Raw genomic sequence first — 17,117 nt, forward strand, 5'->3', positions numbered from 1 at the left:
ATCAAATCCTTAAGTTTGTGCCGCGAGCCGCCGAGCAAACTTTGTGTGCGCCTGCTCGTACTCCCTCTCGCGATCTGCCCGGTAGAACGGAAGCTCGTACCCATCAGGCACCGGATTGCGGTCCGGGTCCTCAAGATGCGCCATCAGATGCTCGTACGAACCCTGCCGTTGCCCCACCCCTCGGGCGTAGTAATCACGTGTAATCCGTCGCCCCGTAGAATCGAACCACATCGCCGATTCATAGCCCGCTAGGACCGAGAAACGCGCGCGATACATCGAGAGCAGCTCGTCGAGTTGAATTCCGAGGAAAACCGCAACCAGAGCGTCTATTTCCACAAGCGCCGCCCGTCGGGCACGCTCTGTCCTCAGCGGTGTGCCGCGTTCCCAAATCGGAGCCACATTTCCAAGATCCTGAGCCTCCGGCAGGGATTCCCACTCCATAGCCCAACGCTCCTGCTGCCAAACTGGGCTGAATAGTTCGCTCCATAGCGGAGCGTAAGCAGAAGTAAGACAGTTCAGTCGCAGCACCCGAAGCAATAGGGCCGCAGCAAGGGGATGATCCGGGTCAGGAATGGGCATGGCATTCGCCTCTGATACGTCCAGATGGCCCCTTCCGGAAATTCGCAGCAGGTAGTCCAGGGGTAGAGAGGCCCAAAACCCAGCATTAAGGGCGGTCTCCCGGTTGGACCCGAACGCCATCGAGCGAACTCCATGGACGTGCGTGGGTCCTGGAGGTATCAACGCAGCAAACAAGCTTCGCTCGGTGCTCAAGGGCACCATTTCTCGCCAGGCAATTCGGAAATACGAGGTATAACTGGCAGACCTCCACAAGCTTTTTGCGCCGTCGTATGTCGCGATATCCGTCGCACGCCGGTAGTTGGTTCGTGGGACCGCAGTTGAACTCATAGCAGGCAGATAGAATGCCTCGTAATCCTTGTTGCTTTTACAAGGGATATTCGGATGCTTTGAAAGTGGGTTGGCAACGTTCAAGTGCGGTCCTTGCAGGACAACTTCGCCCCAGTCACCAGGGTCCGAGGTGTCCCAGCGTATCAACCCGACATCCTTGGCACCCTTTTCATGAAGCCCGGAGCTGATCATTGGCGCGGCATCTACGACGCGTCGTTCGACTTTGCCAAGCGCAAAGATAGCTTTCTGTTCGGCAACCGTCACGGGATATATAAGCTGCGTCATCTCAAGTGGTGCGTCTGAGCCGAGAAAAGATTTCCAAATAGCAAGAGTCTCGACAGTCACTGTCAGCACCCGCCCAAGATGCGGGCGCAAATCCCAGGACCCCTCATACTTCATCCCTGGAAGGTCTCCATCCCCGCTATGCTCCAGCGATTCCGCGAGGGTTTCGGTCGCATAGAGCCAACTCAAATGCTTGAACGAAACAGTCCCCCGATCACGCCCGTAGAGATGAATGCCAAACTGCTTGTTCCAGTCCACCTCGGGAAACAAAAGGCGCATGTTTTGAAAGTGGGCATGGAGGCGAAGGTGGTGATAGGCAACCGATCGGAGTCGACCTTCCTTGACTCCGCCAAAATGGGAATCTGGATGGATGAGAGCGCCGATCCCTGACGGGCTAAGGTTAGACCACACTCGGCACATGAACGCTCGATAGTAGTCCGGCTGCGTTCCAGCCAGAAGCTGATATGCAACGGGAGAGGTCAGAAATGCTACTGTTCCAAACGTCGCGATTAGTTCGTTTAGGTAGAAGGGATCGTTGGCCAGCGCAAGCGCACTTCTTCGGGTTTGCCAAAACGACGGCACAACCTTGTCCACGAGAGCAAACCAGGGATCCCGTTCAGCAAGAACAAGGCTCTCCAGCCACCTAGGCCGCACCCATGGCGGGTTGCCGACCTGAAGGTCGAAGCCGCCCTTGCCGAACGCCTGGGCGAAGGTCAGTTCCCAGTGAAAGAAGCCCTGCTGGTCTGCGATCCGTTCGGCGGCGAGCAGCCAGGGAAAGCGCTCGGCGAGAGTCCAGGGCGAGTCGACCCCGACCAGACCGTCGAGGCTGCCCTCGAAGTCGTCCATCTCAGTCAGACTGTCGAATTTCCGGCCCCAGAACCGCTCGGTGTCCTCGTCCATGTCACGTCGGCCGACAAGCGCCTCGGCGAAGGTCAGCCAGTCGTCCAGGCTGGCCAACGCCACCTGCTGACGGAGCTGCTCGGCAACCGTCACCCGGCGTGTGCCGATCGACCGAACAGGCATCTTCAACTGCTGCGACTCCACCTGGCCGAAGATGTCCGCAACCTCGTAGACCGCCGGTTCGTCGTAGGCCGGCTCCTCGCGAACATGGGTGACCTCGACCGGCGTAGCCGGGTACGCCGCCGAGTCGGAGCCATCGAGCAGGCCGACCTTGTCCAGCGGCCAGAACCAGAGCGCACACCAGACGTCCATCAGGGTCTTCAGCCGCCAGTACGGCGTGCCGTGCGCGGTCAGGTCGGCCAGAATCTTTTCCCTGGCCACCGCCTCGGTTACCTCGGGCAGGTCGTCGGCGCCCCAGACCTTGATGTCCCGGCGGATCTCCCGTTCAGAGATGGCCAGTCGGTCCTGCACCAGCTTCCACAGGTACTCAACCCGTCGAGCCAGCCCCTGCAAGCGCGCCACCTGCGACGGCTGCTTCTTCGTCCCCTTGGCCGACGGCACGCGCTTCATCGCCGTACGCCATTTCTTGAGCTTTTCGGTCTCGGCCGGCGCCAGCTCGCGGGCCTCCTTCTCCCCCGCGACCGCGCCCCACCCGTCGGCCGGAAGCAGGAAGTGGTGGATGGTGCCCGGCTCGATCGCCCCGTCCCGGAACGGCCGGTCCTCCGGAGCCGTGTTCAGCCACGACTTGTCGGCGAGCTGTTCCGGCCGGTAGAGCCGCCGTCCACCCCCGATCAGCGAGTTGCCCCGCTTGAGGTGCAGCCCGAACCACGGTGCCTGCAACCCAACATGCATCACGTTCAGCCACAGCGACACCTCGGCCAGCTCGACCGCGGTCCGGTTCAGGTCGACGCCATAGCAGTTGTGCAGCGCAATGTACGCCTTCACCCGCTGCAACTCCAGGTGATAGTCCTCCGGTTCGAGCGCGGTCTCCAGCTCCTCCTGGCGCCGCCGCAGGTATTCGGCGGCGACCTGGTTGATCGCCTCGTTGAGGAAGGCGCCGGAGCCGAGCGCCGGCTCGCAGATCGTCCAGTCCAGCAGGTCCCGGGCGCGCAGCCCGTCGCCAGCTTCCTCGATCCGGTATTTCAGCGCGAGCTGGACGGTGACCTCGGTCAACGATTGTGGGGTGTAGTAGGAAGCGCTTGTCTGCCGGTCCCGCCCGGCGAGCCGGTAGACGAACGAGCCCGGCTCGTACGGGATCCGGCTTTTCGCCCCGGTGACCGGGTTCTCCTTCAGCACGAAGACTTCGTCGTCGTAGTCGTCCACCTTCGACTCGGGGATCATCCACGAGCCGTCCTTCGGGTCGCCGTGCTTCGCCACCTCGTACAGCCGCTCGGTGGCGACGAATCCGGTGTACGACATCAGCCCCTCGTAGACCGCGCCGAGCTGGTTGATCCCCAACTGGGCGTACGAGATGAAACCGCCACGCTTCCGCTTGCCGCCCTTGGTGATCATCAGTCGGCGCAGCACCTGGTAGAGGGTGCGGTTGCGCAGCCGGGTGTCCAGCTTCGGCGCGTCCGGGCCGTCGAAGTCGTCCGAGTCGTCGTCCTCGTCGCCGCCCGGCTGCGGGATCTGCCGGCCGATCAGCCGGATCGCCTCCGGCAGGAACAGGTCCGAGCGCATCGGCTCGAACCGCAGCCCCACGTCCTCACTCGTCTGCTCCCCGACCTCCTCGCCCGCGCCACGCGGCCGGTGGCCCTCGTTGACCATTCGGCAGAGCAGGTCCAGCGACTCGTAGAGGTGGAAACCCTCCTCGGCCGAGGGTGGCAGCCGCCGCGAGATCAGGTCACCGAGCCGGGCCAGACTGTAGCCGGAGACGTACTCGGGATCGTTGACCGGCAGCACCCCCAGTTCGGGGCGGGCCTCGGCGTAGAGCAGGAAGAGAATCCGGTAGAGGTAGCGCAGCGCCTCCCGGCGCAGGTCGCGGGCCAGCTCGTCCAGGTCGGCGACCTGCTCCGGCCGATAGCCAGCCTCGCGGATCCGGTCCAGCACCTCGTTGGCGATCAGCTCGACCGAGGTACGCAGCCCCTCGCGCAACTCGCCGCTGACCCCGACCGCGTGCTGCCGGGAGCCGGCGACCAGGTCGGCCAGCGGCTCGCTGCCGCCCTCGGCGGGCGGGCGCAGCGAGTCCGCGCCGAAAAGCGCCGCGACGACGTCCAGCTCCCGTTCGTCGTTCCGGCCGTACGCCACGTCGAGGCTGACCGCCAGATAGCGGCCCTCGCCCCAGACGCTCCGGTCGGCGAGGGTGATCACCCCACCGCTCATGATCAGCACATATCTCGGTGGCTGCTCGGCCGCGAAGAGCCACGAGGCGAGCTTCGCCCCGGTCTCCAGTCGCTCACCGCCGGCCAGCTCGACCGGGCTGAGCAGCCGGCCCGCCTCGGTCGGATCCTGCGCCGCATCGGTGTCCACCGCCCAGCCGCACTCCACCGCCACGATCCCGGGGCCGGTGCCCAGCTCGGCGTGCGCGACCGGGATCTCCTGCTCCTGCCCGGCCCGCTCCACGGTGATGGTGCCCGCCTGCGGGTCGCCGAAGCCGAGCACCTTCAGCAGCTCGAAGTGCAGCTTCCGCAGCCGTTCCGGGTCGAACAGCTCCGGGTCGGCCAGCTCGATCTTCCGGTCGAAGTAGTCCCGCCGGAAGCCCCGCAGCCCGGCCCTCGGCGTCAGCCGGCCACCCCGCTCCTCCTCCGACCAGCGCTTGACCAGGCCGCCCTTGAGGGTGGTCGGCAGCACCTCGGCCAGGTAGTGCGCGGAGAGGTACTCACCCCGGTTGGTCAGCGACTCGAAACTCATGCCACACCCTCCGAGGTGTCGTCGACGAGGACGGCGAGCACCCGCAGCAGCGGCTCGCCGACGGTTTCCAACCGGGTGACCAGGTCGGTCTGCTCCCGTACGGTGCGGGACACCCGCTGCCGGCGTCGCTCCCGCTGCCCGGGTGCCAGCTCGCCGAACAGGCTCTCCTGTTCGAAGCGCTCCAGCTTGCGGCGGTGCTCCCGCAGCGGGGCGGCGATCTCGGCGTCCCACTCGGCCCGCCGGGCCGCCAGGTCGACCCGGGCCGCCTCGACCGCCGCCGGCACCAGCGCCTGAAGCCGGTCCAGTGGAATCCGCCGGCCCGGGTTCGCCAACTGCGGCCCGACCTTCGCGTCCGTCAGCGCGTCGACCATCGGGCCGACCCGGGGCGCGTCCGGCAGCCCGGAGACCGCCATCCACTCCACCACCGTCGGCTGGCCGAGCCGGTTGCAGTAGACGCCCTGGACCAGGAAGACCGGATCGGGTACGGCTGCCGTCAGCACCAGCGCCTGCTGCCGGCCGAGCCGGGCCAGCACCTTGTCGACCAACCACTCCACCATCGGATGTACGTCGCTGAGGAAAGCGATCTCCGGCCAGGCCGGTTTCGTCGACTCCCGGGCCTCGTCCAGTTTCCGCTGCGCGAGGCGCCGGTCGAAGGTCACCTTCAACCGCAGGTCCTCGCCCTCGGCGTGCGCCCGCAGATAGGACCGGGGCAGGTCACCGAGCCGCTGCACCAGGTCGGCCGGGGCGAGGAACGACATCAGCTCGTCCTCCCGGCGCAACCCGATCCGGTCGTCGGGCCGGTCGTCGTACAGCTCGGCCAGCGCGGTGTCGACGAAGTCGCTGGTCGCGGCGAAGAGCCTCGGCACCTGCACCCGCTTCGGTTCCGCACCGACCGGCGCCTCACCCACCGAGGCCATCAGGTCGGCGAGCACGTCGACCTCGGACGCACCGGCGGCGTACGACTCGTCGACCGTCTTGCCCTCCAGCAGGTCCCGGACCAGCCGGTCCTCCTCCAGCTTGGCGTCGTAGAGGCCAGTCATCGCCTCCACGCTGCCGAGGCTGCGGTGTGCCGCCTCCTCCCGGTCGAGGAGCTTCTCCGCCACCGTCCGGTCGTCCTTGGCGTCCGCCACGTTCGAGGTGAGGATCAGCGCCCGGAACTGCGGCTCGTGCCGCTGGCCGTACCGGTCGATCCGGCCGTTGCGCTGCTCGATCCGGATCAGGCTCCACGGGATGTCGTAGTGCACCAGGTGGTGGCACTGCTGGTGCAGGTTCACCCCCTCCGAGGCGACGTCGCCGGTGAAGAGCAGCCGGACGGCGCTTCCGGCCAGCTCGAACTCCTGCAACACCTGCTGCTCCTCGGCGTCGGTCAGCCCGCCGTGCAGGGTGCGTACCGCCGAGGGTTTGAGGCCGAGTCGGCGCGGCACCACCTCGGCCAGCCACTTCAGCGTCGGCACCCGCTCGGAGAAGACCACCGCCCGGACCGAGCTGCCCGGCCCGACCCCGATCTTGTCCCGCAGCTCCGCCACCAGCCGGTCCAGCTTGCTGGAGTCGTCGTCGGACATCTCCGCCGTCAGCTCCGCGAGCCGGTCCAACGCCGCCCGCTCCCGGCCGGTCGCCTTCTTCGACCGGTTCGCCACCGTCGCGGCGAGCGCGACGTGCGAGGAGAGAAAGGACTTCAACAGGGTGTACGGGAACAGCCGGTCCTGTCCGCGCAGCGGCGCGTCGGTCCACTCGCCGGCCAGCCACACCTCGGTCAGCTCGGCGAAGATCCGCTCCTCGGCGTCGGAGGCCGGGCAGTGCAGGGCCCGGGACGGCCCACGGTCGGCCCAGCGGTTGCCGATCTGGTCCCGTACCTCCGGGCTGATCTTCGTCCGGCGCAGGTAGAGATGCGCGATGTCCTCGGCGGTGTAGTCGTCGGGGTCGGTGATCGCGGCCGGGTCCAGCAACGAGATCAGTTCGGCGAACGACCTCTTGTCCCCGTTGTGCGGGGTGGCGCTGGCCAGCAGCAACGCGTCGGTCTTGGCGGCCAGCCGGCGGGCCAGCTCATTGCGCTGGGTGCCTTTGTTGATCAGGTTGTGCGACTCGTCGATCACCACCGCGTCCCACTCGATCGCGTCGAGGTGGTGACCGAACTGGCCGGCGTCCTTGAGGGTGTCGACCGAGATGATCGCCCGCTTGAAGTAGGTGAACGGGTTCCGCCCGGCTGGGATCTCCTGCTGGATCCGCTGGATGCCGGTCGAGTCGAGCCGGACCAGCGGGATGGCGAACCGGGTCCACAACTCGCGCTGGAACTGCTCCAGCACCTGCTGCGGCGAGACCACCAGGATCCGGTCACCGCGTCCCCGCCGGATCAGCTCGGCCAGGATCAGCCCGATCTCCAGGGTCTTGCCGAGCCCGACGACATCGGCGAGCAGGATCCGGGGGCGCAGCCCGGAGAGCGCCAGCTCGGCCGGCCGCTGCTGGTAGGTCAGCGGGTCCAGCAGGAACCGGTCGGCCAGCGCCAGGCCGCGCTCCGACTGCGGCAACGGGGTACGCCGGAGCACCGCCTCCAGGAACAGCCGGCTCTTCCGGAACCGCGACGACGTGTCCTGGACCAGAACGGTCTCCTCCGGCCGCATCGCCCGGACGTCGTCCAGCTCGGTGAAGAACGTCGCCTCGACGTCCTGGACGAACTCGGAAACTCCGACGGCCTTGACCATCGTGCCGTCCCGGGCCGGTTTGGCGGTCCGGACCAGCCATTCCTCGTCTCGGACGAGGATGCGCGATCCGGGCGCGAACTGGATGGCCGCGGGCGGGGGCGGAGGCGTCATGGGCTGGGCGTCCTTCGCGGGAGGGGATGTTCTGTTGTGTCGAGCAGGGTGGCGTCGAGCAGAGCGGTGGCGGGCGGCGAACGGGGTCAGAGGGTGGCGCGTCGGGCGTACTGCTGACGCAGCTTGTCGATCAGCCAGCCGACCTCGGCGCGTGGCCTGTCCGGCGGATCGGGGTCGACCAGCGTGGTCGGCAGCCGTACCGGCGGATCCGTATCCACTGCGGTGTCCGGCCCGTCGTCGTCCGGGCTGCCGGCACTGTCCGGCCGGGTGTCCTCGGGATCCGTCGATGGATCGGCGAACTCCGGCGGCACCACGATCTCGGTGCTGCCGTCGAAGGTCAGCTCGCCCACCCGGCGACGCATCTCGATGACCGGTACCCCGCCAGCGGTCGCGATCGCGAGCAGCCGGGTCCGTACGGCGGCCAGGCTGGGCCGGGCGGTCGGATCGTGCGCGAGCATCGCGCCGAGCACCGGTACCGCCTCGGCCGGGACGCCGGACAGATTCGGCAGCACGTCCGGGTCGGTGATCTGGAGCAGCAGTCCGTGCAGTCCGTTCCCGGCGGAATAGAGTTTGTGCCCGGTGAGCGCGAACACCAGCGTGGCGGCGAGGCCGTAGATGTCCGGGCCGGCGGCCATGTTCCGCTCGCCCTGGATCCGCTCCGGGGACATGTAGTCGGGTGTGCCGACCAGCCCGCCGGGATCGGTCAGGTAGTCGCCCCGCTCGGTGAGCACCGCCAGCCCGAAGTCGATCAGTACCGGCCCGTCCCGACCCAGGATGATGTTGTGTGGCTTCAGGTCCCGGTGCACCAGGCCGGCCTGGTGCACCCGGTCCAGCCCGTCGGCCAGCATCGCCCCTGCCATCGCCACCAGCGGCATCGACAGTGGACCGCGCTGCTCGACGTGCTGCATCAGGGTCGAGCCGGGCACGTACTCGACCGCCAACCAGGCGGGATCACCGAGCGGATCGGCGGCCTCAAGGCGGGCGACCCGTGAACCCCAGACGAGTTGCAGGCTCTCCACCTCGGCGGCGAACCGCTGCCGCACCGTCGGATCGGTAAGCAGGTGCCGTCGAATGACTTTGACCGCGACCCGGTCCGCCGTCGGCGACACACCGAAGTAGACGTCTCCCATGCCTCCCGATCCCAGTGGACGGATGAGCCGGTAGTCGCCGAGCTGCTGCAACGTGGGTGGCACTGTCACGCGCCGGATCGCCTCCCCAACACGATGGCCCTCAGCACATTACCGGCGATCACTCTGGCGTTGTCGTCCGATCACTCCCCCGTTGCGGCGGAATGCTCCGACCCGGACGGTATGGCGGGGGCGACGGATCATCCGATGGGGGTAGCCCGATCGCCTCTTGCCAGCGGTCGAGGGCGGGTAACGGCTCCCAGCCCACCTCCCGACGCCGGTACGCGGCATTGGCGCACCGGGCCCGCCAGGTCAACGGGTCCTGCCGGGGATCCGGCCCGACGAGCTGTTCGCGCAGTTCCAGGACGGCGTCGAGCGAGTGCTGGAAGGACAGCTTCTCGCGCATCCACTCAGGACGGTGCAGTATCCAGTCCAGGTCCCTGCCCTCGCAGGTCGAACAGCCACACCACCACAGGTTGCTGTCCGGGTGCTGTCGCTTCGTCCGGGCCACCGTGCTGAGCCGCTTGTACGACAGGCAGCCGGACACGACGACGGACGGCGCTGGCGGTGACCGACGACGACGCGACTGCGTCGGGACCATGGGATAGAGGTGACGCAGGGCGGCGCGGGTGCCGACCGCCGCCGCAACCGCGCCGCAGCAGAGCGCGCCCAACGCGGAGATGTCGCAGCGCAGTACGAGCAGCGGCACCTCGCAGTTCAACAGTTCGATCAGCCCGTCAACGACGCCCCGTACGCCGAACGGGTCGGCCTGGTGCTCGACGACGAGCGCGATCGGCACGGCGAACGCGCGCACCTGCCGCAGCAGGGCGTCCCGGGCGCCTGGCATCCTGAGCCAGGACAGGTGCAGTGGCAGCAGTGCGATCGCGTCGTCGATCATCGCCGTCCGGCCCAGGATCGCGACGAGCCCGTCGAGGTCGTCCGGCCCCACGTAGCCCGAGTCGGTGAGCACCGGCAGTCCCAGGTCCCGCTGCCGTGCCAGCCAGTCCGGGTTGAACGGGGTGGCGGCGGGCAGTCGCCCGTTCCCGCCGTACCGGTTGGCGTCCAGCAGGAGCGGACGGTCGTAGCCCTTCTCCACGAGGTAACGCGCCCAGTGGTAGATCCCGGCAAGGTTGCCCTGGTAGGCGGTGACGACGAGGCCGGTGCCGGGGCGGTTCACGACTCTTCTGACGTCGTCGATGTCGGCGATTCCGCACTGCGCCAGCAGCGTGCGGCCGAGCCCCTCGATGGTCCGGAACGGAGAACGGAGCGGTTGAGTCTGATCGGGCGCCACGTCGACCCCTATCGACAACTCTAAGTGTCTTTAGGGTAACTCGACGCGATCAAAGGTGAAACGGTATGGCTCTCTACCGGATCGGCCGGGGGCCGTCCTGGCCGAGTTGATCCCCGCGCTGCCGGCTGACCCTCGATAGGTTGACCGCCATGTCCGTGCTGGAAGAACTCGACGGGTGGGGGTCACTGTCGCCTGAGTTGCGGAAGCGACTGGCTGCGGCCGACCTGCCGGAATCGCTACGACTCGACGGTGTCGACCTGTTTCTGCCCGGCCCGAACTTGAGCCTCCGGGATGGCATGTTGCGATTCGGCTACGGCACCGACGCATGGGGCGGCGAATTCTGTCTCGACCTGGACACGGGTGCCGTACAGGTCATCGACCACCACCGGTCGCTCACGTTCGTGAACTCGTCGCTCGAGCTGTACGGCCGCTCGCTACGCCTGGTCGCCGATCTTGTGCCCGCGATCGTCGGTGGCGACCCCGACGGCTGGGAAGATGCCAAGAACGAGATGCAGTGGGTCATCGCGAAGTGGGATGCGCCGGCGATGATCGGGGACAACTACTGGGACTGCCTCTCATGGGACATCGCTGCCGGTAACTACGCCGACCAATCGGACCTCTGACTCTTCCCCCGATTATCGGGAACCTGGCTGCGCCTGCATCAGCTAGGTCGGACGGTCACAGCGGTCCCAGCACCGCGGGATCGGCGTCCAGCGCCAGTCCTCCACCGAGGCCGGTTGCGGGCGGACGTCCGACCGCAACCGGCCAACCCGGCTCATTCGGCGCGGAGGTGGTCCAGGTCGTGGGTTCCCGGGCTGACCCAGATCAGGATCCCGCGTACGTCGGCCAGTGCCGCCGCGTCACAGGACATCTCGGTGAGCAGGTCGACCGTCACCGTCGTCTCGGTGCCCTGCGACAGCCAGCCGAAGGTGGACTGGCACCAGGCGTACTCCGGACCGGTCTGTAGCGCGATCGACGTCGACGTGCCGATCGTCGGGTCGACCCGCAGGTCGTAGCGCAGGGTCGCCTTGGCGGACAGGTCCACCGGGTTGGGCAGGGTCACCCCGAACCAGCCGCCACCGGTCGCCGCGACCCGCAGCCCGGCCGAGCCGTGGGTGTGGAAGTCGGTGGTCGGGGCGACGGTCCCGGCGTCGGTCTGCCAGTTGCCGGGCGCCCAACCCTCGACCCCGGTCTCCCAGGAGGCGATCAGGATCGGATCACCGGGAGCCGGCTTCACCGTCACGGTCAGGTCGGCCGGGTTCGACGTACGGCCGGCCTGGTCGCGGATGGTGTACGAGGCGACCGCCCGGCCCTGGAAGCCTTCCGCCGGGGTGAACGTGACAGTCCCGCTGGCCGCGTCGAGCGCGAAGACGCCCCCGGCGACGCTCACCGAGCGCTGTTGTCCGGCGGTGGCCGGATCGAGGTCGATGCTGGCCGGCCGCACCGTCGTCCGGTACGCGATGTCGTTCGCCGCGGGGGTCAGGGTGACCGGCGTACCCGACTCGGTGACGGCGGCGTCGACGTCGGCGACCGGCGGTCGGGAGCGCTGCCCCCGGACGAGTTCGTCACCGGCGTTGGAGAGCGTGCTGCACACCGGGCTCGGGCAGTAGACGGTGTAACCGTCGTAGTCCGGATAGGGCGTGCCGTCGTCCTGGACGCCGGAGAGGATCCAGTAGAGGAAGCCGGTGCCGCCGCTGGCGATGAAGGCGTCCGTCCACCGTTGGTAGACCGGGTTCCGGGTCGCCTTGTCGAGGTAGCCGAACTCGCCGAGCATCACCGGCTTGCCGAGCCGCCGGGCGTCCCGGTTGTGCCGTTTGATCCACTCGACTCCCCAGGCCGCGTCCTTGCCCCAGTGGTCGGGATAGAGGTGGTACGAGACCACGTCCACCGCCGGCAGCCGGGTCAGCGCCACCGAGTCGACGCCCTCGCCACAGTTGACGGTCCAGTCCGAGCTGGCCGGATCGTCGCAGTAGAAGCCCTCGTCACCGACGCTGGCCAGGTGCCGGCGGTCGACCGACTTCACGTGCCGGGTCATCTCGTCGGCCCAGGCGGTCAACACCGCCGGGGTGCAGGTCGGTGACATCGGGTAGACGCCGGAGCCCTTGCACCTCGGCTCGTTGCCCAGCTCCCAGGTCATCACCGTCGGATCGTCCTTGTACGCCACCCCGGTCAGCGTGTTGGTCCGGTTGAGCACGTGCGAGATCCAGTCCTTGTACCAGCCCCTGATCACCGGGTCGGTGTAGAACTCGTCGTGGTACTGCCCACCGCGCCAGCGGACGTACTGGTCCATGCCGCCGAAGTCGCGCCAGTTGTTGGTCAGGGGGATCACCAGTTTGATCCCGGCCTGCCGGGCGGCGTAGAGGACGTAGTCGAGGCGTTCCAGCCCGTCCGGCCCGTCGTTGTACGCCGGCTTCGCGCCGTCCCAGTACTGGAAGTAGACGCCGTCGGCCGGCCCGGCGACCGAGTCGGTCCCGCCGGGAGTGCCGATGTCGAGGAAGCCCCAGTGCCGCAGCACGGTGAACCCGGCCGCCTTCGCGTCGGCGAAGACGTCGTCGACCATCGTCCGGGACTTGTACATCAGGTAGTAGTTGTTGGTCCCGGCGAACCGGAACCGCTTGCCGTCGAGCATGAGCTGGTCGCCGTGGCGGACGACGAACCCGGCGGACCGGCTGGAGGCGCTGGACCGGCCGGAGCCGGCGGAGTCGGGCGAGCCGGGCGGGGCGGCGGAGGCGGGTGCCGGTGCGGCCGCGAGCAGCAGCCCGACCAGCCCCAGCAGCAGCGGGACATGGCGCTTCATGGGCGGTGGTGATCCTTCCGGGAGCGGTGTCCGGGACAGGGGTGCGGATCGGGGGTATGGATCAGTGCGACGAGCCGGAGCGACGGATCACCGCCGCGCCACCATGTCGTTGACGCAGCGGAGCACCGGAGGGGCGGTCAGCGCCGCCGGGTCCAGCGGCGCCGCGGACCGTACGGTGAAGGTGGTCGACTCCCCCGGCAGCAGCGTGACCAGCGCCTCGTCGACCTCCGCCGCCGGGTCGAGCCGGTCCGGGGCGAGCAGCAGGTCGCGCAGGATCGTCCGGGCGGTCACCCGGACCCGTACGCCCTCCGGCGCCGGTTCGACCGTGGCGTCGTACTCGGCCGCCGGATAGGCCAGCTCGTGATCCTCGGCGAAGAACCAGAAGGTCCGCTCGCCGTCCTCGCCGGGATCGGCGACCAGCAGCTCGGCGCGCGGGTCGTCCGGACCGGCGACGTCCGCCGGCAGCGGCCAGGTGAGTTCCGAGTACGGCGGGACGGACAACTCGACCGACGACTTGCCCCTCGGCTCGCCGGCCAGGGTCAGCCGGGTCACGTCCACCCGACCGGTCCACGGTGCGCCGCCGTCGTTGACCGCGACCAGGGCCAGCCCGCCCTGCCTCGGCTGGATGGTGAGCAGCCGATCGGCGTAGGCGCGGCGCAGCGCGTACCAGAGGGGTTTGCGCCGGCCGTCGCCGTCGACGGCGGCCCAGGAGGTGACCGGCCAGCAGTCGTTGAGCTGCCAGACGACGCTGCCCATGCAGACCGGCCGGTACGACCGCAGGTGCTCCACCCCGACACTGATCGCCCGGGCCTGGTTGAGCTGGGTCAGGTAGTGCCAGTCGTCGAAGTCGCGCGGCGCCGGCAGGTGCGCCGCCAGTCCCCGGGCCAGCTTGAGCCGGCCGTCGCCGGCCTTCTGCCGGTGCGCCATCGCGGCCGAGTCCTCGGCCAGCCCCCGCGGATCGGAGATGGCCCGGCGCAGCGTGGCGTGACTGGCCGGGCCCTGCCAGCCGAACTCGGCGACGAACCGGGGCAGGTAGTCCCGGTAGTGCGTGTAGTCGAGTTGGTTCCAGACCGTCCAGATGTGCATGCTGCCGTGCGCCGGGTCGTTCGGGTGGATCTCCGGCCGTCCCGACCACGGGCTGCCCGGCCAGTACGGCCGGCTCGGGTCCAGTTCGGCCAGCAGGCCGGGCAGCAGCTCGAAGTAGTAGCCGGCACCCCAGGTGCGGTCGGCCAGCTCCTGCTGCCAGCCCCAGTCGTGCCAGCCCCAGATGTTCTCGTTGTTACCGAACCAGAGCACCAGGCTGGGATGGCTGGCCAGCCGGACGATCTGCTCGGCCGCCTCGGCGCGTACCTCGGTGCGGAACGGCTCCTCCTCCGGATAGGCGGCGCAGGAGAAGAGGAAGTCCTGCCCGACCAGCAGGCCCAGCTCGTCGGCGAGGTCGTAGAAGTCCTCGGACTCGTACCGGCCGCCGCCCCAGATCCGCAGGAAGTTGACGTTCGCGTCACAGGCCTGGCGGAGGCGTTCGGCGTAGCGCTGCCGGGTCACCCGGTGCGGGAAGCAGTCGTCCGGGATCCAGTTCACGCCCCGGGCGAAGACCGGCAGGTCGTTGACGACGACGGTGAACGCCGAGCCGTGCTCGTCGGCGGCGGTGTCGAGACGTACCGAGCGGAAGCCGACCTTCCGCTGCCAGCCGTCCAGCTCCCGGTCACCGGCGTGCAGGGTGACGGCCAGCGGGTAGCGCGGCTGCGCGCCGTACCCCCGGGGCCACCACAGTTCGGGGTCGGCGACGGCGAGGGTCAGCTCGGCGCTGCGCTGCCCGGGTGCGAGCACCGTCTCGGCGACCTCGCCGGCCAGGGCGGCCCGGACGGTGAGCGGCTCGGTGGCGGCGCCGTCGTCGGCCCGGTCGACGTCGACACGTACCGCGACCCGGCCCTCGGTGCCGACGACAGTGACCTGTGGGCGGACCTCGGCCAGCCGCGCGGTCCGCCAGCTCCGCAGCCCGATCTCCTGCCAGATCCCGGCGGTGACCAGCTCCGGGCCCCAGTCCCAACCAAAGTTGCAGGCCATCTTGCGGATGAAGTTGAACGGCGTCGGGTACGCCCTCGGCCGGGCGCCGAGTCGCCGCTGCTCCGCCTCGGCATACCGGTACGCCGAGTCGAACCGCACCCGCAGCACGTTGTCGCCGCTGCGCAGCAGCGCCCGGACGTCGAAGGAGTAGCTCCGGTGCATGTTGGCGGTGCGGCCCAGCTCGACGTCGTTGAGGGTGACCGTCGCCACCGTGTCGAGGCCGGCGCAGACCAGTTCGACCCGGTCGGCGTCCTCGCCGCCGTCCCACCGGAAGGTGGTCTGGTAGCACCAGTCGGTGCGGCCGATCCAGCCGAGCGTGAGTTCGTGCTCGTCGAGATAGGGGTCCGGGATCAGTCCGGCGGCGAGCAGGTCGGTGTGCACGCAGCCGGGCACGGTGGCCGGGACCGGCGCGGACGCGACCGCCTCCGGAACGTCCGGGTTGCCGATCGCGGTCAGCGACCAACCGTCGTGCAGGCTCTGCCAGGACGTCACGGGCACCTCGTCTTCCTCAGGTCGCGACTCCGACCGTTCTCCTCAGGTCGGCGGCGACTTTCCTCAGGTCGGCGGCGACACGGTTGACCGACCACGACCTCGGCGCGCCGTCCCTGGTGGAGGGCACCGTCGCCGCACCGGGAGGCACGCTCAAGACATCGAGAGATGTCGACTGAACCGGATAAGTAACGTCACCGTACGGGCGCCCCTCCGCCCTGTCAACGGTCCGCAATTCGGCCAGGAATGGCCGACAATCGATGACCGAACGGTCCGGGTCGAGCCTTCGCCGCCGTTCTCGACCTCGAAATATCCGGACGGTATCCGCAGGCCCGGCAGGCCGGCCGGCACTGTCGGCAAGATTGCCAGATCGCTATGCTTAACCGGAAAAGTTCACTCCCGTGGTCCGCGCGGGCTCTGCCGCGCCCGTGCGGCAGCACGAGGCAGCGCGTGGGTGACCCGACCGGCCCGGCTAGCGAATTCGGGCCGGCGCAGACGAAGGAGCGCCGGGTGAAGCGGCCGACGATCGCGGATGTGGCCCGCCGGGCCGGAGTTTCCAAGGGCGCCGTCTCCTACGCCCTGAACGGGCAGCCCGGCGTCTCGGACGCCACCCGGCAACGCATTCTCGCGATCGCCCAGGAGATCGGCTTCAACCCGAACAGCGCCGCCCGGGCGCTCTCCGGGGCCACCGCGAACGCCGTCGGGCTGGCGCTCTGCCGGCCTGCCCGCATCCTCGGCATCGAGCCGTTCTTCATGGAGCTGATCAGTGGTGTCGAGGCGGAACTCTCCGCCCGGTCGTACGCGCTGACCCTCCAGGTGGTGGCGAGCCCGGAGGCCGAGATCGCCGTCTACCGGCGCTGGTGGGGCGAGCGGCGGGTGGACGGCGTACTCGTCTGCGACCTGCGGATCGACGACCGCCGGCTGCCGGTGCTGGCCGAGCTGGGCCTGCCGGCGGTGGTGATCGGTGGGCCGGGCGAGCGCGGCGGGCCGGACTACGTCTGGTCGGACGAGTCGGTGGCCCTGACCGAGGTGCTCGAATACCTCGTCGCGCTCGGCCACCGCCAGATCGCCCGGGTCGGCGGCCTGCCCGGGCTGCTGCACACCGAGATCCGCACCGAGACGTTCGGCACCGCCTGCCGCCGGCTCGGGCTGGACCGCACCGTCACCGTCTCGTCCGACTACAGCGGCGAGGAGGGCGCGCGGGCCACCCGACGCCTGCTCAGCTCCGCCGACCGGCCGACCGCCATCGTGTACGACAACGACGTGATGGCGATCGCCGGGCTCTCGGTGGCCCAGGAGATGGGGCTGACCGTGCCGACCGACGTCTCCATCGTCGCCTGGGACGACTCGCCGCTCTGCCAGCTCGTCCACCCGTCGCTGACCGCGCTGCACCGGGACATCCCGGCGTACGGGGCGCACGCCGCCGGCCGGCTCCTCGCCGCCATCGCCGGGCAGCCGCTCGGCGACTTCCAGGACGAGACCGCGCACCTCATCCCGCGCGGCAGCACCGCACCGCCCCGGCAGCCCTGAGACCACCGGGCACGGGGCATCGACTCCGGGCGCGGGGCATCGGCTGCGGGCGACGGCCGGGCAACCGA

At 69.0% G+C, this 17,117-nt stretch carries 8 protein-coding genes; 2 read left to right on the forward strand and 6 right to left on the reverse strand.

From position 1 onward, the window contains the following. Window positions 1–9: 9 nt before the first annotated feature. From V1634_RS08755 to V1634_RS08770, 4 genes are all read right to left on the reverse strand, one after another. Window positions 10–4,938, reverse strand: coding sequence for a DNA methyltransferase family protein (locus V1634_RS08755; RefSeq protein WP_331207229.1), 4,929 nt, complete (start codon window positions 4,936–4,938; stop codon window positions 10–12). Then, window positions 4,935–7,748 (reverse strand): helicase-related protein, encoded by a 2,814-nt coding sequence (locus V1634_RS08760; protein ID WP_331207230.1) that lies wholly within the window; start codon window positions 7,746–7,748, stop codon window positions 4,935–4,937. Before V1634_RS08760 ends, V1634_RS08755 begins: the two co-directional genes overlap by 4 nt. Before the next feature lie 86 nt (window positions 7,749–7,834). Then, entirely contained in the window at window positions 7,835–8,947 is a 1,113-nt protein-coding gene (locus V1634_RS08765) for a serine/threonine-protein kinase (RefSeq protein WP_331207231.1), read from the reverse strand. A 49-nt stretch (window positions 8,948–8,996) separates the two neighbouring features. Beyond that, window positions 8,997–10,166 carry a hypothetical protein gene (locus V1634_RS08770; protein ID WP_331207232.1) on the reverse strand — a complete coding sequence of 390 codons (1,170 nt, stop codon included), beginning with the start codon at window positions 10,164–10,166 and terminating at the stop codon, window positions 8,997–8,999. 149 nt (window positions 10,167–10,315) lie between these two features. Between V1634_RS08770 and V1634_RS08775 the strand changes: the two genes are divergently transcribed. After that, complete coding sequence (locus V1634_RS08775) at window positions 10,316–10,789, forward strand: SUKH-4 family immunity protein (RefSeq protein ID WP_331207233.1); 474 nt, start codon at window positions 10,316–10,318, stop codon at window positions 10,787–10,789. A 152-nt stretch (window positions 10,790–10,941) separates the two neighbouring features. Here V1634_RS08775 and V1634_RS08780 read toward each other — a convergent pair whose 3' ends face one another. Together V1634_RS08780 and V1634_RS08785 are read right to left on the reverse strand one after the other, a co-directional pair. After that, on the reverse strand, window positions 10,942–12,963 hold the full coding sequence (locus tag V1634_RS08780; protein ID WP_331207234.1) for a cellulase family glycosylhydrolase: 2,022 nt from the start codon (window positions 12,961–12,963) through the stop codon (window positions 10,942–10,944). Window positions 12,964–13,050: 87 nt separating this feature from the next. Further along, window positions 13,051–15,522 carry a glycoside hydrolase family 2 protein gene (locus V1634_RS08785; RefSeq protein ID WP_407951740.1) on the reverse strand — a complete coding sequence of 824 codons (2,472 nt, stop codon included), beginning with the start codon at window positions 15,520–15,522 and terminating at the stop codon, window positions 13,051–13,053. 507 nt (window positions 15,523–16,029) lie between these two features. Between V1634_RS08785 and V1634_RS08790 the strand changes: the two genes are divergently transcribed. Then, window positions 16,030–17,049, forward strand: a complete 1,020-nt coding sequence (locus V1634_RS08790) for a LacI family DNA-binding transcriptional regulator (protein ID WP_331207236.1) — start codon at window positions 16,030–16,032, stop codon at window positions 17,047–17,049. The last annotated feature ends 68 nt before the right edge of the window (window positions 17,050–17,117 follow it).

Source organism: Plantactinospora veratri (genome assembly GCF_036421995.1).
Taxonomy (GTDB): Bacteria; Actinomycetota; Actinomycetes; order Mycobacteriales; family Micromonosporaceae; genus Plantactinospora; species Plantactinospora veratri.